The following is a 22,244-nucleotide window of genomic DNA, read 5'->3' on the forward strand; positions in this document are numbered from 1 at the left end:
TTGAAAAAGTTGGTTATTACGTTTCTATCCATTGTCATCGGTTTTTCCGCTTTTCATACAAGTGCCACAACCGATTTTGAACATAAATGGCAATCACTGCCCTTTATCGAAAAAGCGTTTTTCGAAGTCGCCCTGAAAAATGAGTTTAAAACAAATGTCTCACCTGTTTTGAAATGGCAGACACCGGTCCGATACTGGATAAAGCATGATGTAGCCAATCGAAAAATTCACGACCTGTTATTAAAAAAGCATTTTCAACATCTATCTGAAATTACACACCTGCCCTTTTCCCCGGCAAAAAACCGTTCAGAAGCCAATATGTTGATATTCTTTACTAAACAATCGTTATGGAAAGGAATTGTCAGAAAAGAAATGGGCAAGCGTTCAGCCAAAAATACTTATGGTTCTGTCTGTATGTTTAACATCCGGGCCAAAAAATCAACGTCTGTCATATCCAAAGCCGTTATTGTTATTCCCGTAGATCAAGCCAGAGACCACGGTAAACTGATCGCCTGTATTATTGAAGAAACAACGCAATCTCTGGGCCTGAAAAATGACTCCGTATACGCATACCCATCTATCTTTAACGATAAAACCCCGGATACATTTCTATCACCACTGGACATTACGTTACTGAAACTTCTTTATAATCCGGCCATCAAGCCAGGTATGAATAAAAAAGAGTTAAAGCCTGTTCTGACCCGGGAAATCAAAAAAATGAAACGTAGCGGAGAACTTGATAAGTCAATATATCAGGCGGTTCATTCCCCATTACGCCTATATTTAGGTATGTAATCGTCCCTGTTTAATTAGGAGAGATTTGAATGGAAGGTGTAATTGACATTTCATGGTTACAACTCAGCGTCTTTAGCCTGACTTTGCTGATACCCGCTTTTATATGTCGACACCTTAAAATCAATCTGGAAAAAGAAATTCTTATTTCCATTTTCAGAATGGCACTTCAGCTTACAATGGTCGGTTTCTACCTGAGTTACCTGTTTCAGCTAAATCTGCTGATCGTCAATATCGTCTGGTTAGTCATAATGGTGCTTATTGGTTCCTTATCCATCATAGACAAAGCCAGACTGCCTAAAAAAGCTCTTTGGCTCGCAGTTAGCAGTGGATTATTTGCCGGTTGTGTACCTGTACTACTGACACTATGTATCATCATTATACAACCCGTACCTTTTTATAGTACTCAGTACATGATCCCTTTGGCCGGAATGTTACTGGGTAATACACTGAGCGGTAATATTGTTGCACTACAAAACCTGTTTTCTGCTTTCACCATACGAAAAAATGAGTACGAAGGGGCAATAGCACTGGGCGCATCACCACAATATGCTTCTCGTCTTTTTGTTCAGGATGCGTTTAAAAAAGCCATAGCGCCAATTTTAGCCTCTATGACAACAATTGGTCTCGTTACCCTTCCCGGTATGATGACCGGGCAGATACTTGGCGGAGCTGCCCCGGTAACCGCCGTTAAGTATCAATTTTTGATCATGGTTGCGATTTTTGTTGTCTTAACTGTTTCATTATTAATCACAATTAAAATGGTATTAAGAAGCTGTCTGTCCAAAGAAGGGAAAGTGTTAGTTTCATTTATTGACGAAGAAACACTTGACAATTAAAAAAGAAAAACAAGTTGAATCAGAAGACAAAATATCATTTAATTTCAAACAATTATATTCAAACGTTATTCATAAAACAGGTTATCCACAGATTTTGTGGATAACGATCAAAAAAACCAGCCTTCGCTGGTTTTTCTGTCACATGTCAACTGATTAATGATTGTCCGGACTTAATAAATCGTCCTTTGCGGCCTTGAGATATTGTATCATTGACCAATACGTCAAAACGGTTGCCACATAGATAAATAAATAGCCAAGCCAAATCATCCAGTCATCGTAACGCCACACCAAAGCAAGCAAAGAAAGCATCTGAGTCATTGTTTTGACTTTACCAACCCAAGACACAGCAACATTGGCTCTTTTTCCAATCTCAGCCATCCATTCGCGAAGCGCAGAAATAATAATTTCCCGTGCAATCATTGTTACTGCAGGTATGGTTATCCAGATAGAATGATAATATTCCGTAATCAGGATCAACGCTGTTGCAACCAATACCTTATCTGCAACCGGATCAATAAACGCACCAAACCGGGATGTTTGTCCTAATTTTCTGGCCAGCATACCATCCAGCCAATCGGTCACGCTAGCGACCCAGAAAACAAAAGCGGCACCAAACGGAGCCCATTGATATGGCAAATAGAAAGCAATAACAAAAACAGGAATTAAAAATAGTCTTATTAAAGACAAGATATTAGGTATATTTAAGCGCATATCACTTGCTCTTATCCGTCACGTTAAAGTTATATAAATGAATTAATGTTTTAATTCCTGATAGATTGTCTCAGCGAGAGTTAGGCTAATGCCAGGAACTTTTGCTATTTCTTCAACACTTGCTCTTTTTAACTCTTGCATTCCTCCCATAAACTTCAGCAAAGCCTGACGTCTTTTAGGACCGACTCCCTCAATATTTTCCAGAGAACTGGTTCGCCGGGCTTTTCCTCTTTTGGCTCGGTGTCCGCTGATAGCATGATTATGACTTTCATCCCGGATATGCTGAATGAGATGTAATGCCGGAGAATCACTTTCTAAATGAAATTCTTTGCCTGATGACAAAATCAGGGTTTCCAGTCCTGGTTTTCTGGTGACACCTTTAGCAACACCAATGATCAAAGGTCTCTTAGGCCAGTCCTGCCAGCATTGATGAATAATATCACAGGCTCTGGAAAGTTGACCTTTACCACCATCAATAAAGATAATGTCAGGAATCTTATCAATATCCAACTGTTTTGAATATCTTTTTTCTAAAACCTGTGCCATGGCAGCATAATCATCCCCACCAGTAATACCTTCAATATTATAGCGACGATAATCCTGTTTCACAGGCCCTTCCTGACTAAATACGACACAGGACGCAATGGTATTTTCACCCATAGTATGTGAAATATCAAAACATTCCATCCGGTTTATCATATCCAGCTGAAGTACGTCTGCTAACTCTCTGGTTCGCTGCGTGATCGTCATCTTATGGTTTATTTTCGTGGTAATTGCCGTCAAAGCATTGGTATTCGCCAATTTCAGATAGCGTCCTTTAACACCTGATGGGGAAACGAAGAAGTTAACCTTTCTTCCCGAAAGTTCAGATAAAGCCATTGCCAGAACAGAGGTATCATCAAGCAATTCTGAATTGAGAATGATTTTATTTGGTAATGTACGGCTTTCATTATGAGCCAGATAATATTGCTTAAAAAAGCTTTCAAATACCTCTTCCCTGGAGGTATTACGGGGGATTTTTGGATAAAAACTACGACTGCCCAATATTTTACCCTGACGAATCATTAAAATATGGACACAAGCAAGACCATTTTCCTGAGCAAAGCCAGCCACATCAATATCATCCGCAGTATCATCAGAAACAAACTGCTGCTCCTGAACCCGTCTGATGGCCTGAATCTGATCCCGGTATCTGGCGGCATCTTCAAACTGAAGCGATTGACTGGCCTGCTCCATTTTTTCTACCAGACTGTTCAGGACCTGTTGATCTTTGCCCTTCAAAAACAGACGCAAATACTGAACAAGCTCCTGATATTCCGACGATGAAATAACACTATCTACACAAGGTCCCGCACACCGCCCAATCTGAAACAAAAGGCAAGGACGGGTTCGGTTACTATACACAGAATCTTCACATTGTCTGACCGGGAAGATTTTTTGTATCAGGTGAAGCGTTTCCCTGACTGCTCCGGAATCCGGATAAGGACCAAAATACTCGCCTTTCTTTTTCTTCGCACCACGATGAACAGAAACTCTCGGATGTTGGTGTGCGCTGATAAAAATATACGGATAGGATTTATCATCCCGCAACAAGACATTATATTTGGGCAAATACTGCTTAATATAATTATGCTCAAGAATAAGCGCTTCGGTTTCAGTATGCGTAACCGTCACATCGATCTTTACTATATGGGAAACCAGTGCCCGGGTTTTTTCGTTATCCAGCGTTTTCCGAAAATAACTGGAAAGCCGCTTCTTTAGATCTTTCGCTTTGCCGACATAAATAACGACATTATCGGCGTTATACATCCTGTATACGCCTGGCTGACTCGTGACACTTTTTAAAAATGAGGTATGATCGAAAGGTATTGCCACTACAACGTCTCGGTATCTAACATCCCATGCCGGATCGCCAAATGCGTCAATTCCACATCACCGCTGATATCAAGCTTTGCAAATAAACGGTATCGATAGCTGTTTACCGTTTTTGGACTAAGATTTAACTGCTCAGATATATCAGTCACCTTTTGCCCTTTCGTAATCATCATCATAATCTGAAGCTCTCGCTCAGAAAGATCGGCAAACGGATTATCTGACGCTGGTGATATCTGGCTTAACGCCATCTGTTGTGCTATTTCCGGTGAAATATACCTCTGGCCGCTATTCACAACCCGGATTGCATTCACCATTTCGTCCGGACCGGCACCTTTAGTCAGGTAACCTGCTGCACCAGCCTGCATGACCTTAGTCGGAAATGGGTTTTCTGTATGAACAGTTAACACAATAATTTTAATATCTGGATTGTAGCGGAGTATCTTTTTTGTTGCCTCTAAGCCACCGATACCCGGCATATTCATATCCATTAAGACCACATCTACATGGTTGTTACGACACCACTTTACCGCTTGCTCACCGCTGTCAGCTTCCCCTGCTACTGACATTCCACGGACGTCTTCTATAATCCGTCTAATCCCTGTACGAACCAGCTCATGATCATCTACAAGGAAAACACTAATCAAACTTGTATCTCCAAAATCAAAAAGGTTCTAAATCACTGAATTAATGAGTGTCTATTTTTTGGCACGACTCTCAATTTTGTCTATTCCTTGACTATGAGCCCAAATGACTTCTTTGGCAAGCAATTCTTTGCCGAATCTCCAGACAGAATAAGTAACGGAAAAATAAAAAACAATTCAGACCCTAATTACAAAAAGATAAGCTTCGAAGCGCATATCAAACACTGTAACTATTTAAATAATCAAGCATATCAACTCAAAATAATGATCTTGACTCTATTCTCAGTTCTAATAATTGCAATTGCTTGCAATACTATTATCAATAATCTAATCTGGTTTGGATTCATCTCTTAACTTATTGATGATTCTATTTAAACTTAGCTTAGGGATTAACACATGAAAAAATTACTAGCAGTGGCAGCTTTGGCAGCGACCCTTCCACTTTCACAATTTGCTATGGCTGACGAAGATATCGGTTGTGGTCTGGGTACTATGATTTTCGATGGCCAATCAGGCAAAGTATTCAAAGTTCTGGGCGCAACAACCAACGGCTCTTCTGGTAACCAAACTTTCGGTATCACTTTCGGTACTCTTGGTTGTGATGGCACAGGTACTATCAATTCAGAACAAAAACTTGCTATGTTCATCGACGGAAACATGGATAACCTTGCTCGTGATATGGCAAAAGGTCAGGGTGAAACACTGGCAACTTTATCAGAAGTCTGGGGCATCAGTGATGCAGATAAAGCAAGCTTTAATACTCTTGCAAAACAAAACTTTGCAACTGTATTCAGTTCAGAAAATGTGACTTCTACAGAAGTATTCAACAATCTGAACACTCTAATCTCTAAAGATTCTGAGCTTTCTGCATACGCTATCTAAACCCGGCGTTAATTCAGGTAAAAGTGCCTCTATTCGGGGCACTTTCTAATTCAAAGAAACGACATGAAGTTTGATCGCTTTTTCTCCGCATTACTCACATTTTGCTTTATCTTTCCTTTATACAGCCATGCTTCCGAAACTTCTTTCGATACTCACTCACTGAGTCAGGATGCGTACTGGCTGAAATTAGGACATTATCTTAAAGGTCACTTTGGTAACTATACCAGTACCGTAGACTCAAAAACTTTCTTTTTATCTCCCGATGGGAAATCCAATCCGGAAAAAGAACTAAAGGCGACCATTCAGGCCTTTTATCAGGGAAATCCGAAGGAAAACCATCAGGCAATATGCACTTTCCCTGCACGCTATCACTGGCTGGAAGAACTACGGGGAAATAAAAATATCACCCTGAACTGCCCGGAATTACAGAAATGGCAGAAAGTGATCGAACCTAACAAGCTTACGCTGGTATTTCCAACCGCATTCATGAACAATCCGTCTTCAATGTTTGGCCATACCCTGCTTCGCATTGACGCAAAAAATCAAAATAAAAACAGTGAGCTTGTTGCCTTTGCCGTCAATTTTGCTGCCAATCCGGATACGAATGATAATGCAGCTTTATATGCCATGAAAGGGCTGATCGGTTCATATCCCGGACGCTTTACTGTCATGCCATATTACAAAAAAGTTCGCGAATATAATGACATTGAATCACGTGATATATGGGAATACCCACTGAATTTTACTACCACGGAAGTAAACCGGATTCTTCTGCATTTGTGGGAGCTGGAACAAGCAGAATTTGATTACTATTTTCTGGACGAAAACTGCTCATATCAGTTGCTGGCTCTGCTTCAGTTAGCCAATCATGATTTGGATCTGGTAGACGATTTTCCGGTAACGGCGATTCCGTCCGACACAGTAAAAACACTGGTCAAAGCCGGATTAACACAACCACCGAAGTACAGGGAAGCATTCGGAACACGTCTGCTGCATGAATCAGATCACGTGAGCGAACGAATTTATCTGGCCACAAAAAAATTAAAAGAAGAAGGAATCTACCCTTCTGATAAAGAATTCACCGACAGTGAAAGAGCGGCCATCCTTGAATTTGCCTACGAATGGCTAAATTTTGAACTTTATGATGATGGACTGGAGCGAAATTCAACAGCCAAGCGATTAACCAAAATCCTGATTGCCCGTAGCCGGATTAACGCAAAATCGCCTTTTCCACCGGTTCCTACACCACAAACGTCCCCCGATCAGGGACATGGCTCAGCCAGAATCGGAATAGCCCGTAATCAATATCAGCACAGGCAAAATACGACGTCTTTTGAATGGCGTCCGTCCTATCATGATTTGTTTGATGCCCAGAGCGGTTTTATCCCCGGAGCCCAAATCAGCTTTCTCGATACAAAAGTAAATATTGACGATAACGGTCATAGTGAACTTGACCATTTTTATTTTATGGATGCTTTAGCATTAGCCCCAAGCAACCGGGTTTTTGATAGTCTCGGCTGGGGAGTGAAAATTGGTTTTGACCGACCTGATGCGACCAATGAAAGCCGTCTGTTTATCAAAGGCGGTGCAGGGAAAGCATGGGGGCAGGCAGACCATTTACATGTTTACTGGCTATTCGAAGCTGAACTAAATCAGGGACAATTAACGGATCACGACTTTACTTTAGGTGTTGGGGCGAAATCCGGTCTCCTTTACTCATTGACCACACAGCATAGGATTGGAATCGAAGCCGAATGGATCTCTTTAATTGATGGTATTACCGATGATCATTCATCAATAAAAGGAACCTGGAACTGGAGTTTATCAACCAATACGGCACTCAGAACCGAAATTGGCTACTCGAAATGGCATGAAGAAGAAATGAACGCCCAAGTCACGGCTTATTTCTACTATTAAATTTTGTTATCATCAGGCCTAATTACTCGTTTAGTCAGGCCTGATCCATTGCAAATTCAAAACGGCTTCCTGCTCACACACCATACCAGAGAGATCAATGGCAGCTCGCATCTCGAATTCTGGATCGCGACGGATAATGGACCGGCCAGGCTTTTAGTTCCAGAACAAAAACACTGCTATTTTTCACCGATAGCATTCAAAAGTTCACTTTCATCATTAATCGAACAACATAAGATTAACGCGATCATACGAGACGTTGAGTTAAAAACGTTTAAAGACGAAACGGTCTGTGCCATTTACACGCCAACATTAAAAACAGCAAATCAACTTTCAGCGATATGCCTTCAGCAAAATATCACGCTCTACGAAAACGATGTCCGACTACCGGAAAGATACCTGATGGAACGTTTTATTGGCGGCAGTATGACTTTTAAAGGCCAGCCGGTAAGGAAAACCACTTATACTGAATTTCATAATGCGCAGTGTCGGAGCGCTGAATACACGCCTCAGTTAAGTGTTGTCTCACTTGATATTGAATGCTCCGAAAAAGGAATTCTGTACTCCGTAGGCTTACACAGCAAAACCGATTCCAGAGTCATTATGATTGGTGATACCCCTACCAATAATAGCAGTGAAATTGTTATTGAATGGGTTAACAATGAAAAGCAGTTGCTTCAGTCACTCATTAACTGGTTTCAGGTTTACGACCCGGACATCATCATCGGATGGAATGTTATCGATTTTGATTTTCAGCTTTTACTTAAACGCGCAAAATGGCACCAACTCCCTTTTATCATTGGCCGTGGAAACCAGACCGGTTACTGCCGCACTTCATCAAATCAGAAAAACTACGTTTCAATTCCGGGCAGAGTTGTTATTGACGGGATAAGCGCATTAAAAACGGCGACTTATTATTTCCGTTCATGGTCTCTGGAAAATATCTCTCAAGAATTATTAGGTGAAGGCAAAATTATCCATAATGTTCATGACCGTATGGCTGAAATCAATGATATGTTTCTCCATAACAAAGTGCAGTTGGCTATTTATAACCTTCAGGACTGCCGGCTTGTCTCCAACATTTTCACCAAAACCCATCTGCTGGATTTTTTAATTCAGCGTTCCAAGTTAACCGGGCTCGAAATCGACAGAGTGGGAGGTTCCGTTGCCGCCTTCACCAATTTGTACCTGCCTAAACTTCACCGTTCCGGTTATGTTGCCCCCAATTTACAAACAGAAAGCTGGGTCGCCAGCCCTGGTGGATATGTCATGGATTCCCTACCGGGACTTTATGATTCGGTACTCGTTTTAGACTTCAAAAGTCTGTATCCCTCTATTATTCGGACTTTCCTTATTGACCCGCTTGGCTTAATAGAAGGATTAAAGCTACCCACCGGAAATAAAAATGATGAAGCCGTTCCCGGATTTCGTGGCGGTCAGTTTCACCGGACCAGACACCATTTACCTCAAATGATCGATGATCTCTGGAAAGCCCGTGATATTGCTAAAAAAAACGACGAAAAAGCATTCTCTCAGGCTATCAAAATTATTATGAACTCTTTTTACGGTGTTCTGGGTTCATCCGGTTGCCGCTTTTTCGACACCCGTCTGGCTTCAAGCATAACGATGCGTGGTCATGAGATCATGAAAAAAACAAGGCAACTGATTGAAGATCAGGGATACACCGTCATATACGGAGATACCGATTCAACCTTCGTATCTTTACACCAAAAAGCCACTCAGGAAGATGCGGATGCTATTGGCAAAAAACTGGTTAAGCTTATCAACCAATGGTGGCAGACACACTTAGCATCAGACTACAATTTAGAAAGTTGTCTCGAAATCGAGTACGAAACACATTATAAGCGTTTTCTGATGCCAACCATACGTGGAGCAGATATCGGTTCTAAAAAGCGTTACGCCGGACTGAAAGTCAATTCTGATAACGAATCAACTATTATTTTTAAAGGACTGGAAAGTGCCCGGACAGACTGGACCGAATTGTCACAACATTTTCAGTATCGGTTATATGAACTGATTTTTAATCATCAGGCTCCGGAAGAATATATTGAGACTCTGGTTAACGAGACACTCTCGGGAAAACATGACAACGAGCTTGTTTACCGGAAAAGATTACGGCGGAAACTGTCAGATTATCAGAAAAATGTCCCCCCTCAGGTCAGAGCCGCAAGGCTGGCCGATGACATTAATCAGCGTTTAGGACGTCCGCTTCAGTACCAAAACAAAGGCGTGATAGAATACGTCATTACTCTGTCCGGACCGGAGCCTCTGGAATATCAAAAATCACCTATTGACTATGACCACTATATTGAAAAGCAGTTAAAACCGGTTGCCGACGCCATTTTACCTTTTATCGGAAAATCATTTGATGACATTTGGAAACCTCAGCTAGGATTATTTTGATTCACCCGATACGAAATTCCGTTTTCTCATATTGACGTATAAGCCAAAGGCCGAAATCATCAATAAGTCCGATAACGGAACGCTTCGGGATCAGTTTTCCTTTTAATAAAATACCCAACCGGTGAATCTGCTTTTCTTTTTCCGGATGGTATTTCAGAAACGCCACCCCGCATTCAACCGGATCATCAAACCAACGTTTGTCTTTGTACATAATAAGTGAATAAGAAGCCCTGAGTAACTTTTTCGCTATCTGTCTCTGAGCTTCTATCAGCTCTTCTTCTCTGGTCGCCTTTGCTATTTTACCACGATAAAATGGAATCCAGTCAGACACATCCATATTCCAGTACTTTGCAATTTCCCAACTCGGTTCATAATCCCCAAAACACTCCGCCATGTTGTCACCGTGAACACAAACAGAACAATGCTTTAGTAAAAAACCCCACGAAAACAAGCTGTCCAGTGAAGCAATTTCAGAAACCAAGGCCGTTTTTATCGAAACATCTGTAACATATGGGAAATCTTTCTGAAAACGCCAGCGTAACGTATTAAAAAGAGTTTGCCTGTTTTCTTCAAACTGATGATGAGTTACAACGATGACATCAAGATTCGATTGATAAGCCACGGCTGTTTTCCGGGCCACACTTCCATAAATATACAAACTGTGAAGATTGGAGCCTAATCCGGCTTTCATATAGCGACATAAATCAGCAACAACCGGTTGATACATCGTCTGGAACCCAAGTTTAGGATCAATAACAGGTAAAGGCATATTTATATTGTCAATTTCCTTTAAGTTTCAATGAGCAAAAGAATACGTTTCTAAATATTTCTATTCAAGATGGGCTTTCGCTATAATACGCTAACTATTGTAACTAAGGAATTATTCCATGCCAAAGGCAACAGAAATCAAAAAAGGGTTTGTCGTTTCTCTGAATGGCAAAGTACTGCTTGTGAAAGACATTGATGTAACCAAACCGAGTGCACGTGGCGGCAATACGGTTTACCGGTTCCGGTTTTCAGATCTGGCTACGGGTGGCAAAGTTGAAGAACGCTTTAAAGCCGATGATATTCTGGAAACAGTAGAAATGAACAAGCGCCCTTCGACGTTTTCTTATATCGATGGCGATGAATATATTTTTATGGATTCAGAAGATTACACACAATACAACTTCAAAAAAGAAGATATTGAAGACGAACTTCTGTTTATCAATGAAGATACTCAGGGGTTAAGTGTTGTTCTGATTGACGGTAATCCGGTTGCCATTGATCTACCAGCTTCTGTTGAATTGGTTATCGATGAAACCGATCCATCTATCAAAGGCGCATCTGCATCTGCAAGAACCAAACCGGCTCACTTTGCATCCGGCCTTGTGGTACAGGTACCGGAATACATTGCTACCGGTGATCGTGTTCTAATTAATACCGCTGAACGCAAATTCATGAGCAGAGCATAACAAAACGGTAAATATCATTATGACGGACAAATTAACATACGACGAAGCAATTGAAGCCGCTTACGACATTTTTTTAGAAATGGCTCCGGACAATCTTGAAGCAGCAGACGTGATTCTTTTCACGGCTCAGTTTGATGACCGGGGAGCCGCAGAATTGGTTGATATTTCGGATGACTGGGCAGAGCATACCGGCTTTGATGTTGATAAAGAACGTTTTGCAGAAGTTCGAATTGGCTTGGTTAATGAAGAAAATGATGTTCTCGATGATATTTTTGCCAGAATGCTGATCAGCCTGATTCCAGAAGACAAATCGTGTCATATTCTCTGGAAAAGAGATTAAAAACACTCTGGCTAGTCAGATACAAAGGACCAGACAGATCCATTTCTGGCTGGTCTTCTCACTCCCTCGCAGTAAACGAAGCTGAACATCAACATCACTGGCAGCATAAACAGTTGCAATTTCGTCCGTAAACCGAGATGATTTGTATATTCAAATCAACCTGACGAAGTTATGAACGAATCCCCACTTTATATTCAGATAAAACAATATATAGAAGACAAAATTGATTCAGGCCTGTGGTCTGTCGGACATCGGATTACCACAGAGATGGATCTGGCCGAACAATTTAACGTCAGCCGTATGACCGTCAACAAAGCTATTCGGGATCTAGTCAATAAAGGAAAACTACAAAGACGTCCCCGCTTAGGAACTTTCGTTTCAACTCCTCAACAGAAAGCAGAATCACCATTACTGGATATAAGAAATATTGCGGATGAAATCCATAGCCGGGGGCAGGAATATCATAGCAAAGTCAAAGTACAGAAAAGCCTGATTGCAACCGACGATATTGCAACAAAGCTGGGGGTTATGCTTGGATCACAAACCTATTACACTGAAATCATTCACTACGCAGACGATACGCCAATTCAACTTGAGGTTCGCTGGGTAAACGCACAATACGCTCCCGACTATATTAATCAGGACTTTACCCAAATCACCCCAAATCAATATCTGTCACAGGCATGTCCGTTAAGCGCAATTGAACACACTGTCGAAGCGATAATTCCGGATCAAAAAATAAGAGCAGCACTACTACTTTCCGGACAAGAACCCTGTTTGTTACTCAACAGAAGGACCTGGAGTAATGAAAAGTTAATCAGTTCTGCGTTATTGTACCATCCGGCAAGCAAATATAAGCTATCATCAAAAGTCTCACTTTAAATGCATATACGTCAAAAAAGGATAAATCGCTTGTTTTTCTGTCAGGAATTCATAAACTAACGCATTCGTTTCAATGAAATCACAGTCACAGTCTTTTTCTTCTGACCGGGATATTCTTATTATCTTCTGAACTGGATAGACCATTGAGACTTCATTGTCATATATAATTTGACTCAGTTTTGGTTATGTAACGTATATTATGTTTTTAGCTCCTTATTATTCTTCGAACGAACAACAATTTCAGTTTACCCGCGAACAGGCAAGTCATTTTGCTAAAAAAGTGGCTGGTGATTTCAATCCTATCCATGATGAAGACAATAAACGCTTCTGTGTCCCTGGCGACCTTTTGTTTGCTGTCTTACTGCAAAAACACGGTATCTGCCAGAGAATGCGGTTCACCTTTTCGGGCATGGTCAACGATGGAATCCCATTACATATTGCACAAAAATCGGAAGGTGAAATTGCAGTCGTTGATGCAAATGAGAAAGAGTATTTGCACATGCACCATGAAGGTGAGACAAGCAAAAACAGCGATTTTATCGAACATCTGGTGACCAGTTATGTCAAGTTCTCCGGAATGAACTTCCCACACATCATGGTTCCGCTAATGAAGGAACAGCAAATGATGATTAATTGTTCAAGACCACTTGTTATCTATGAAAGTATGGAAGTTGAATTCAGTCACCTGAACCTCACCCACCCCGAAGTGTCATTCTCCGGAGCAACTTTTGATGTCGATGGTAAGAGAGGTATCGTTACTCTGAACTTTGAATTTCTTGAAGAGGGATCAATTGTTGGCCGAGGGGCAAAAAAGATGGTAGCCAGTGGCCTGAAGCCCTACTCTCAGGAAGCAGTGGACGGACTTGTCGAACGATTCAACGAAAGAAAAGCGTATTTCCGTGAACAATTTTCGGTAGTTGCTGCCTGATAACCCAAAAGTTACAATAATCAAAGATGATAAACCACAGCGCTCTGCTGTGGTTTTTTATATCCAGCGCCGGACTCTGCTTTTATATTCAAGATAATCCTGACCAAATTTTCGGGTCATTGCCTGTTCTTCAGGAAGAATCTGAAAACGATTCATGTAAAGGACAAACAGCCAGCTAATAAAAACGCCCCATATGTTACCAATATACAAACTATAACAAAGCAACAGCAACACCAATCCTAAATACATTGGATTTCTTGAAAAACGAAAAACGCCACCAGATACCACGGTGCTGGCTTTACTGACATCAACCGGGTTGACAGTTGTCGATGCTTTCTTAAATGCCCACAAAGCAAAAATACCGAATATCCCGGCACCAATAAAACAAATCATAGCCAATAGGTAGCGCAATAAGCGGAAACTGTCTGTCTTACCAAAATCGATAAGATCATTAACACCATAAATTGCAGCAATCGCGATAGCAAACACGAATACCGGAGGAATAATCCGATTCAATGAATTCTCTCCTATCACCATAATGTAAGGATGACGGAATATAAACCAAAACCGCCAATGCTTAATTTAACATTGGCGGTTTAAAAATTACAGCAACTGAGTTAATGCCTGTACCGGATGCTTAGGTTTGATTTTTTCAAACCTTTTCACCTGACTACGACATGAATACCCTGTCACAAGGCATCGCTCTTTTGGTAGTTTTTCCAAATTTGGTTTCCAGCTGAGATCGTATATGTCCTTCGACATTTCATATTTATCTACTTCGTGTCCAAATGTTCCGGCCATACCACAACACCCCACAGAAACGGGCTTCAACTGAGCACCAAAATGAGCAAAGATTTCAACCCACTCTTTCTCCGCATTCGGCATTCCTGTTTTTTCTGTGCAATGCGCAAACAAATACCAGGGTTCTACAGATTTTGTCTCTGGCCGCTCAAAAGAATGTAGGCGGGGTATCAGCCATTCATGAACATTGAGAACGGAAAAATCACCCCGAGACTCAGATAAGACTTCATTGTATTCATCGCGGTAACAAAGCACAGTAGCAGGATCAACACCGACCATAGGAATATCGAGAGTTGAAACTTCACACAAAAATTCTGCTGTCGAACTTGCTGTTGATTTAAACTGCTTCAGAAAACCTTTAATATGTTGCGCTTTTCCGTTTGGCTTAAACGGTAACATGATAGGATGCTTACCCAATTTAATGACCAGAGAAACAAAGTCATCCACCACATCGGCATCATAATAAGAAGTAAACGGATCCTGAACAACAATAACATAATCTTCTTTATGGCTTTCCGGAATCGCTTTTACGGCCTGGTAGTTATACTCAATAACAGTCCTTTCTCTGAGTCTTTGAGCCAGAGTCGGAACACTCAGCAATGGAGCATCGATATACCCAACAGACTTCTTAGTTAGCTCTTTCACCCATTTATTAGACAAAAGCTGATTCACGAATGATGGTGCTTTTGCCATCAGTGGCAACATTGTTTCAATATTTGCGACCAAATAATCCTTAGCCGGACGTTGATACCGGGTATGATAAATGTTGAGGAAACGAGACCGGAAACTCGGCACATCAACTTTAATAGGGCATTGACTTGCACAGGCTTTACAGGCCAGACAACCATTCATTGCTTCATAAACTTCATGTGAAAAATCATACTCATGACGCTTATTAAAGCGGTTCCTAACCCGGTCAATAAGCGTTTTCACTGACAATGTTTCATTCAATGTCTGCTCTTCAAGATCAAGAACGTCAATCCCTTCTTCTGTCAGTTGGCGCAGCCACTCCCGGACCAGACCGGCACGGCCTTTTGGAGAATGCCGTCTATCGGCCGTCACTTTCATGGATGGACACATTGGTGAGCTGGTATCGTAATTAAAACACAGGCCGTTACCATTACATTCCATCGCTTGTCTAAAACTATCCCGGACCTGAACATCGATTTGACGGTCAAACTCACCACGTTTTTTATCCGAAACTTTCACCAGTTCAAAATCCGTATTTAACGGTGTACAGATTTTCCCGGGGTTCATCTTATTATCGGGATCAAACGCGGCTTTCACTCTTCTCAGCTCAGTAAAGAGTTCTTCTCCGAAGAATTCCGGTCCATACTCGGAACGATAGCCTTTACCATGTTCTCCCCACATCAGGCCACCATATTTAGCGACAAGCTTTACGACTTCATCCGAAATCTTAAGCATCATCAGTTCTTGCTCGGGATCACACATATCGAGAGCCGGCCGGACATGGAGAACCCCCGCATCGACGTGTCCGAACATACCATAAGCAAGATTATGGCTGTCGAGCAATTGTCTGAACTCGGAGATATAATCGGCCAGATGTTCAGGAGGAACACAGGTATCTTCCGTAAATGCGACCGGCTTGGCACTGCCCTTCGCAGCACCAAGCAAACCAACCGCTTTTTTGCGCATGGCATAAATGCGGTTAATGCTGGCTAAATCATGGCATACCTGAAAACCAATAATTCCGGCTTCACCGTTTGCCATCATCTGTTCAATTTTTCCAGCGAGAGCATCCACCTGACGGCGGTTTTCTTCCGGATCCTGACTGGCATACTCAACAATGTTAATCCCTAACATTTCCTTACCCGGAACATCAGTAATGAGATCTTTCACACTGTGCCAGATAATGTCTTCTTTCGCTAAATTCAGTACTTTAGAGTCTACCGTTTCAACCGAAAGTGCATTGGCTTTCACCATTAAGGGAGCATTTCGCAATGCAGAGTCAAAACTATCATACTTAATATTTACCAATGCCCTTGCCGTCGGGATTTTTGTCAGGTTCAGTTTTGCTTCAGTAATAAAAGCCAATGACCCCTCAGCCCCACATAAAACACGGGTAATATCAAATTTTTCCGAATCTTCATGAATAGCATTCTTTAAGTCGTATCCGGTCAAAAAACGGTTCAGATTTGGAAATTTTGCCAGGATTTTATCTCTGTTTTCACGACATACCTGCTCTGTCACAGCATACGCTTGCGCTGCATATGTGCCTTCTTCCGGCATGCCCTGAGACAGATCCGATTCTAAAACAGAACCATCAGAAAAAACGGCCTGCAAAGACAAGACATGATTAGAGGTTTTCCCATACTTAAGGGAGCCCTGACCAGAAGCATCTGTGTTAATCATTCCACCTAAAGTTGCGCGGTTACTGGTCGATAATTCCGGAGAAAAGAACAATCCGTATGGACGAACAACATCATTAAGTTGATCTTTAACAACTCCGGCCTGAACACGTACCCATCCTTCTTCCTCGTTAATTTCCAGAACCTGATTCATATAACGGGAAAGATCGACGACGATCCCTTTGGTTAAAGATTGTCCATTTGTACCGGTACCGCCACCACGAGGAGAAAACGTCACCGCTTTGTATTGGGATTTACTGCTAAGCTTACCTATTAAGGAGACATCTTCCGTCGATTTAGGTAATACTAAAGCCTGGGGGAGTTGTTGATAAACACTGTTGTCCGTTGATACCGCTAAACGACTGGAAAATTGAGTTTCTATATCGCCGGTAAAACCAGAATTTTCAAGTTCTTGTAAAAAACTAATGATGATAGGATCAACGTCAGTTTGATGATGAAGTCTCGGTAACATATGCTTCCTGCCCCTGTGTTGCTGATTCCAATCAGCGCCGGGTTATGAATTTATTATTGATATTTGAGTTGCGTCACTTTACAACATTTACTGACGTGTTCAAAACAGAATATCAATGCCACAATAATAAATGATGTTTTCTTGCGGCATAACACCGTTGAGCAATACGTCAAATGTATAGATATAAATGGATGAAAATATGAAAAAAAATAAAGTTGTTACAACAGAAGACATTTTGCTCAAGCTATGCCAATCGGTTTCCGGGGTACTGACTGCGGCATCCGCATCTGATGTAACCTACTCAGCCATGGTACAAAAAATCAACAAAACTGCACTCAAACCAGACTTTGGCTGTTTTGTCCTTTTTGATGGTGGCTTTACGGGGCTGGTTGTCATTAATTTCACGGCCAAATCCGCTCTGGAAATATACACTAATTACATGCGCAATATGGGAATGCCAGAAGATGAAATCGCAGTCCTGCATACCTCTGATGATGTTGGCGATGTTCTTGGCGAACTAATGAACCAGATTGTCGGCAACTTTACCAACCGGATTCGAAAAGAGCTCCAGACAAACATCACACAGAACCAGCCGAAAATGCTCACCATTAACAAGCAGGTTCTAATCTCCGTTGATACCAATCTGGATCGTCCACAAGCCAGAAGAGTCACGTTCTCTACTAAAGAAAATAATATTTTTTATCTGGAACTGGCTATGGATAAAACCGAGTTTATCCAGTTGGAAGAATTTGAAATTCAGGAAGATGAAAGTCCGGATTCAATATTAGAAGCCACTCAAAAAAATAATGAAGCTCAATCCTCTCAGGAAAACGAAAATGATGCCGACGGGGCATCCGATCTACTCGACGAACTCGGTATTTAAGAGCTAAAGGTCGTTATCTATCATTTAACAAAGGGAACATCTGTCGATGTTCCCTTTTACTATTGAAATAAAAACGTTAAAATACCGGACTTTTGTTCGCATTCATAAATTCGAGATACTTACTGTTCGATGGATAAACAAAAAGCCCTGAAAAAAATTGCAAAGTGTTTAGAGCTTGGTAATTCTAATAATGTAAATGAAGCTGCATCCGCCATAAAAATGGCTCACCGTTTAATGACAAAGTATGGTCTGGATAAAGACGATATCGCGTTCATTAAAATGGGGAAAACTCAATCTACCCACCTACTCCCGGCAAATATCGGTCCATACATTCTTCGCATAATACGTGGTATCAATACCAAGTTTGGTGTTGAGGCGGTATTGCTGAATCACAAAGGCTTAAAAAGAGTTGAATTTATTGGTGAAGCTGATCGTGCCATCTTTGCTGCTTTTGCCTTTGATATCATCTATCGTGAGATGAACGAGCAAACAGGCCAGTTCAGAAATAGTTTTGCCGGAACCGGAACGTCAAATACCGAGGTGTCCCGCAGAGTGAACTCTTTTATCTCAGGCTGGATTGAAGGGGCATTAGAAAAACTCCCGGAAATTATTCCGGACGACGAGTCAAGAGACACAATTAACGACTATATTGATAAAGAGTTTGAAAATCTCGACAGAGAAACCTTCAAAAAACAACTGAAAGAAGCAATGAAAAATCTGACTGAAGATTATGAGGTTGGATTAAAAAAAGGACGTAAAGTTTCTGTAAACAGACCCGTAAACGGTGCACAAGCCCCCAAAATGTTGAAATAATGCATTCAGAAAAATTATATTTCTAGCGCAGGAGATAAACATGTTTAAAAATCTGGCTACGTCACTTGTCATAGTGACATTACTTTCTGGTTGTGAATATACTCAACGCCAGAATGCCACAACCGGTGAATACGAGACCAATTCCACTACTAAAGGAGCGGTGATTGGTGCCATTTCGGGAATTGCTCTCGGCCTTGCATCAGGAGATGATGCTAAAGAAAGAAGACAACGGGCTTTAATTGGTGCCGCTGGGGGCGCAGCTGTCGGTGGTGGTATCGGATATTATTTTGACCGACAGGAAGCCGCGTTACGTAAAGAGCTGTTAAATTCGGGTGTACAGGTTCAGCGGGTATCGGATAATGAATTACTTCTGCGCCTGAAAAATGGCATCGGATTTGACACAAACTCCTATCAACTGTCACCGGTTATTCACAACACACTAAATGGCATTGCAAAAATTTTAGTTGAATATCCGAACACCAGTTTGGTTATTGAAGGCCACACAGACAGTACCGGCAGTGATTTAACTAACCAGATACTGTCAGAAAAAAGAGCGGAATCCGTGCGTTCCTACCTGATTAATAAGGGTGTTGCTCCCGGCAGAGCGATCGCAAGGGGCATGGGAGAGAGGATGCCTCTATGCTCAAACATGAACGCAGCTGGCAGAACCTGCAATCGCAGGGTCGAAATTCAAATATTACCGCTCAGGTAATTTGCGCTACGATAAACAAATAAGAGGCAGTATGTGAAATACATAACGGTCGTTTTACTGTTGCTGATATCAACCGGAGCTTTTGGTAATAATTTTAATGAGCAGCTAGAAAAAGCTCGGCAAAATGACCCACAGGCACAATACGATGTTGCCTCTTATTACCTGTTTAAAAAAGACAATGATGCCCAAAACAGTAAACTGGCCCTCTACTGGTTTGAAACTGCCGCAGAAAATGGTAACCAGAAAGCCCAGGCTTTCCTTGCTCAGGAATACCAACAAGGATTACTGGCCAAAAAAAACAATCAGCTCGCTGTTTACTGGTTGACTGTTCTGGCATTTGAAGGTCAGGATTCAGCAAAATTAGAACTCGCGCATTTTTTTAAGACTCATCCAAATCCCAAACTGGATTTTACTGAATTATGGTTACGCATTGCGGCAAAGCATTCTGCTGAAGGTGAAAAAGAATATTCCAAATACCTGGAAACAAAATTTAATGAAAGAAGAGAAGAACAGCTCTCTGACTCCCAACAAATAGAATCGGCCTTTGAACAAACAGACAATACCGGAATGTCCGGAAACAAAAACATCAAAGCCGCATCTGGTGATAAAATAACCAGTGACTGGTTATTCTGGCTATTGATGCTGGTTCCTATTGGTGTTTTTTTTGCCGCAATACATTTATTCAAAACGACGACCCACTTAAAACAACAAATCAGTCAGCACCATTCTTCTGTCGATCAACACCGTAGTTCTCTGGAAAACAAAATTCAAAAACAAAAGCAGCAGATTAACCTTCTCTTTAAAGAACTAAAGCGCTCAAAAAGCAGTGCCGAAAAGCAAAAACTGTCTCAGGCATGCGCCACATTTGGTTACACAACAACATCCATACCGGATAAACATAAAATTAAAATCCGTTATAAACAACTCAGCAAAATTTACCATCCTGATATGAAAGGCTCAGATGAAGAAATGCAGCGTCTGAATCAGGCTCTGAAAATAATATTAAGCCAGATCCGTTAATAGTTTGCACTTTTGTAAGTTTTGTTCATCAGCAAATGCTTAACAAAAGTTGCATATCAGTGTAACATTCTCTCGCCACAATGGTGGCAAATTATCCCTAACTAGGAGGAAAAATGTTCACAAAAGACGGTGTCTGTGATTGGTGTAAAAAACACGCTCAAGTAAAAAAATTAAGTTATATCGACGGGAAAGCGAACTTCGCATGCAAAGAATGCTATGACACAGCAAAAATGGATGTTCGACTCTATAACTTAGAGCAGGCAAGCTTTGTCGCTCAAATGCAATCACAAAACACGCATCAGCAAAGTGCATAATCTGCACTGGTGAGCTCGGGTTGGATGTTACAGGAAGTGTCATCCGGCCTATAGAATCCCCTCTTTATTCTTTTCTTTCAATTTTCAACTTATTTTCTTTTCTGAACTCTGGAACCGACTCATCGAGCCTGAGAACAAAGTTTGTTCAACTCAAAAGATAACAACTTCATATTTCCCAACTATAGTTATAGGTATATTCATCCACTGGCCTATTGCTCATGAACAGACTTTTAGAAAGCCTTAAAGCCTTCTGTAAAGATGAAGATGGTTTGACCACTGTAGAGTATGTTATTGCCGCCAGTCTTCTCGTCGGAGTTGTCACTTTGGTGTTTGCAACGATGGATGATCAACTTATTACTAAATTTGACAACATAATGGGAAACACACCACCACCATAAAATTTCCTTCTTAAAGAAATCCTTCCCTGTTAACAACTTACTACGGCAGACCGATTTTCCTTGTCCGGTTTCTTGAATACCCAAACATTAGGGACTAAACAAAATTTGTCGATCTGGATCACTAAAAATCAACCTTGCGTATATTTTAAACAAAAAAACGCTTGAAATATGATCGCACAACCAGTACTGTTTACATATACAGTATGTATAAGGAAACAGTATTATGCTTAGTCCTCAAGTCTCATTTAATCATTCAGGTCCGGCTAACACATCATTATTAAACACCGGCATGATTCCATCCGACAAATTGTTTGCTCAGCTATCTGAATCTATTCGGAACAATCAGTGGATCTGGTTTACCTCTCAAAGCGTGCGCCCGTCAGTCACTCAACTTGCTTCATTCAGAATACCGGCGAATCAGGTCATACAACTGAAAGCATCGGCTCACCTCTCCGAATTCGAAGTTGCCACAAAGGCCATAAAAAGTGGCAATGCAAGTGCACTGGTTGTCTCCAATACGATGACACAAACACAGCAACAATATCTGGAAGATCTAAGCAATACTTATCAGTGTAAAATCTTTTTTGTTAAACCCAACAAACGTTGCTACCACTAATCCGTTTTTTTATACATACTATCCACTGCTTCCTGTTTGCCAGTTACTGAAAGATAACTGGCTTTTTTATGTCCAATACTCTGGATAAATCATCATTACCCGATACTTTCTTTAGACTACAGCTCCGGTGACGCTCAAAATTCCAACATTCTGAAGACATTTGA

Annotated in this window: 22 protein-coding genes; 16 read left to right on the plus strand and 6 right to left on the minus strand. The window is 41.2% G+C overall.

The genetic code is table 11. The annotated features are described in order from the left end of the window. On the plus strand, positions 1–795 hold the full coding sequence (locus LRQ06_RS01495; protein ID WP_232764673.1) for a DUF2927 domain-containing protein: 795 nt from the start codon (positions 1–3) through the stop codon (positions 793–795). A 29-nt stretch (positions 796–824) separates the two neighbouring features. Beyond that, positions 825–1,631 (plus strand): ABC transporter permease, encoded by an 807-nt coding sequence (locus LRQ06_RS01500; RefSeq protein WP_232764674.1) that lies wholly within the window; start codon positions 825–827, stop codon positions 1,629–1,631. A gap of 153 nt (positions 1,632–1,784) precedes the next feature. On the opposite strand, the gene pgsA is transcribed toward LRQ06_RS01500, so the two are convergent. From pgsA to uvrY, 3 genes are read right to left on the minus strand one after another with little or no spacing between them, the layout of a single operon-like run. Continuing rightward, complete coding sequence (gene pgsA, locus LRQ06_RS01505; RefSeq protein WP_232764675.1) at positions 1,785–2,342, minus strand: CDP-diacylglycerol--glycerol-3-phosphate 3-phosphatidyltransferase; 558 nt, start codon at positions 2,340–2,342, stop codon at positions 1,785–1,787. A 42-nt stretch (positions 2,343–2,384) separates the two neighbouring features. Next, on the minus strand, positions 2,385–4,217 hold the full coding sequence (gene uvrC / locus LRQ06_RS01510; protein ID WP_232764676.1) for an excinuclease ABC subunit UvrC: 1,833 nt from the start codon (positions 4,215–4,217) through the stop codon (positions 2,385–2,387). Continuing rightward, positions 4,217–4,861 carry a UvrY/SirA/GacA family response regulator transcription factor gene (gene uvrY, locus LRQ06_RS01515; RefSeq protein ID WP_232764677.1) on the minus strand — a complete coding sequence of 215 codons (645 nt, stop codon included), beginning with the start codon at positions 4,859–4,861 and terminating at the stop codon, positions 4,217–4,219. The genes uvrC and uvrY overlap by 1 nt, the downstream gene beginning before the upstream one ends. Positions 4,862–5,254: 393 nt before the next feature. Between uvrY and LRQ06_RS01520 the strand changes: the two genes are divergently transcribed. The 3 genes from LRQ06_RS01520 (at position 5,255) to LRQ06_RS01530 (ending at position 10,078) form a co-directional block, all read left to right on the plus strand. Next, a complete protein-coding gene (locus tag LRQ06_RS01520; RefSeq protein ID WP_232764678.1) occupies positions 5,255–5,740 on the plus strand; it encodes a DUF3015 domain-containing protein in 486 nt (161 codons plus the stop codon). A 63-nt stretch (positions 5,741–5,803) separates the two neighbouring features. Next, positions 5,804–7,657 (plus strand): Lnb N-terminal periplasmic domain-containing protein, encoded by a 1,854-nt coding sequence (locus LRQ06_RS01525; RefSeq protein ID WP_232764679.1) that lies wholly within the window; start codon positions 5,804–5,806, stop codon positions 7,655–7,657. A gap of 48 nt (positions 7,658–7,705) precedes the next feature. After that, a complete protein-coding gene (locus LRQ06_RS01530) occupies positions 7,706–10,078 on the plus strand; it encodes a DNA polymerase II (RefSeq protein ID WP_232764680.1) in 2,373 nt (790 codons plus the stop codon). 1 nt (position 10,079) lies between these two features. On the opposite strand, the gene LRQ06_RS01535 is transcribed toward LRQ06_RS01530, so the two are convergent. Then, positions 10,080–10,847 (minus strand): nucleotidyltransferase domain-containing protein, encoded by a 768-nt coding sequence (locus LRQ06_RS01535; RefSeq protein WP_232764681.1) that lies wholly within the window; start codon positions 10,845–10,847, stop codon positions 10,080–10,082. A 118-nt stretch (positions 10,848–10,965) separates the two neighbouring features. Here LRQ06_RS01535 and efpL point away from each other — a divergent pair, with 118 nt between their 5' ends. From efpL to LRQ06_RS01555, 4 genes are all read left to right on the plus strand, one after another. Next, complete coding sequence (efpL, locus tag LRQ06_RS01540) at positions 10,966–11,532, plus strand: elongation factor P-like protein EfpL (RefSeq protein ID WP_232764682.1); 567 nt, start codon at positions 10,966–10,968, stop codon at positions 11,530–11,532. Between the two features lie 19 nt (positions 11,533–11,551). Then, complete coding sequence (locus LRQ06_RS01545; RefSeq protein WP_232764683.1) at positions 11,552–11,872, plus strand: HI1450 family dsDNA-mimic protein; 321 nt, start codon at positions 11,552–11,554, stop codon at positions 11,870–11,872. A gap of 171 nt (positions 11,873–12,043) precedes the next feature. After that, positions 12,044–12,754, plus strand: a complete 711-nt coding sequence (gene hutC / locus LRQ06_RS01550; RefSeq protein ID WP_232764684.1) for a histidine utilization transcriptional repressor HutC — start codon at positions 12,044–12,046, stop codon at positions 12,752–12,754. A gap of 199 nt (positions 12,755–12,953) precedes the next feature. Next, on the plus strand, positions 12,954–13,682 hold the full coding sequence (locus LRQ06_RS01555; protein WP_232764685.1) for a DUF3581 domain-containing protein: 729 nt from the start codon (positions 12,954–12,956) through the stop codon (positions 13,680–13,682). 57 nt (positions 13,683–13,739) lie between these two features. Here the strand turns inward: LRQ06_RS01555 and LRQ06_RS01560 are convergent, their stop codons facing one another. Then, entirely contained in the window at positions 13,740–14,198 is a 459-nt protein-coding gene (locus tag LRQ06_RS01560; RefSeq protein WP_232764686.1) for a methyltransferase family protein, read from the minus strand. An 87-nt stretch (positions 14,199–14,285) separates the two neighbouring features. After that, on the minus strand, positions 14,286–17,324 hold the full coding sequence (ydiJ, locus tag LRQ06_RS01565; RefSeq protein WP_232764687.1) for a D-2-hydroxyglutarate dehydrogenase YdiJ: 3,039 nt from the start codon (positions 17,322–17,324) through the stop codon (positions 14,286–14,288). A gap of 199 nt (positions 17,325–17,523) precedes the next feature. Here ydiJ and LRQ06_RS01570 point away from each other — a divergent pair, with 199 nt between their 5' ends. The 7 genes from LRQ06_RS01570 to LRQ06_RS01600 all read left to right on the plus strand — a co-directional run bounded on the left by LRQ06_RS01570 (position 17,524) and on the right by LRQ06_RS01600 (position 22,080). Continuing rightward, positions 17,524–18,207, plus strand: coding sequence for a DUF3334 family protein (locus tag LRQ06_RS01570; protein WP_232764688.1), 684 nt, complete (start codon positions 17,524–17,526; stop codon positions 18,205–18,207). A gap of 129 nt (positions 18,208–18,336) precedes the next feature. Further along, positions 18,337–19,020 (plus strand): DUF2786 domain-containing protein, encoded by a 684-nt coding sequence (locus tag LRQ06_RS01575; protein WP_232764689.1) that lies wholly within the window; start codon positions 18,337–18,339, stop codon positions 19,018–19,020. A gap of 40 nt (positions 19,021–19,060) precedes the next feature. Then, a complete protein-coding gene (locus tag LRQ06_RS01580; RefSeq protein ID WP_232764690.1) occupies positions 19,061–19,732 on the plus strand; it encodes a YiaD family glycine zipper/OmpA-like lipoprotein in 672 nt (223 codons plus the stop codon). A 33-nt stretch (positions 19,733–19,765) separates the two neighbouring features. After that, entirely contained in the window at positions 19,766–20,752 is a 987-nt protein-coding gene (locus LRQ06_RS01585; protein ID WP_232764691.1) for a tetratricopeptide repeat protein, read from the plus strand. A gap of 113 nt (positions 20,753–20,865) precedes the next feature. Beyond that, positions 20,866–21,066, plus strand: coding sequence for a hypothetical protein (locus LRQ06_RS01590; RefSeq protein ID WP_232764692.1), 201 nt, complete (start codon positions 20,866–20,868; stop codon positions 21,064–21,066). Between the two features lie 218 nt (positions 21,067–21,284). Then, positions 21,285–21,464, plus strand: a complete 180-nt coding sequence (locus tag LRQ06_RS01595; RefSeq protein ID WP_232764693.1) for a Flp family type IVb pilin — start codon at positions 21,285–21,287, stop codon at positions 21,462–21,464. Positions 21,465–21,687: 223 nt separating this feature from the next. Beyond that, a complete protein-coding gene (locus LRQ06_RS01600; RefSeq protein WP_232764694.1) occupies positions 21,688–22,080 on the plus strand; it encodes a hypothetical protein in 393 nt (130 codons plus the stop codon). Positions 22,081–22,244 lie beyond the last annotated feature (164 nt).

This window comes from Vibrio salinus (assembly GCF_021272385.1).
Lineage (GTDB): Bacteria > Pseudomonadota > Gammaproteobacteria > Enterobacterales > Vibrionaceae > Vibrio > Vibrio salinus.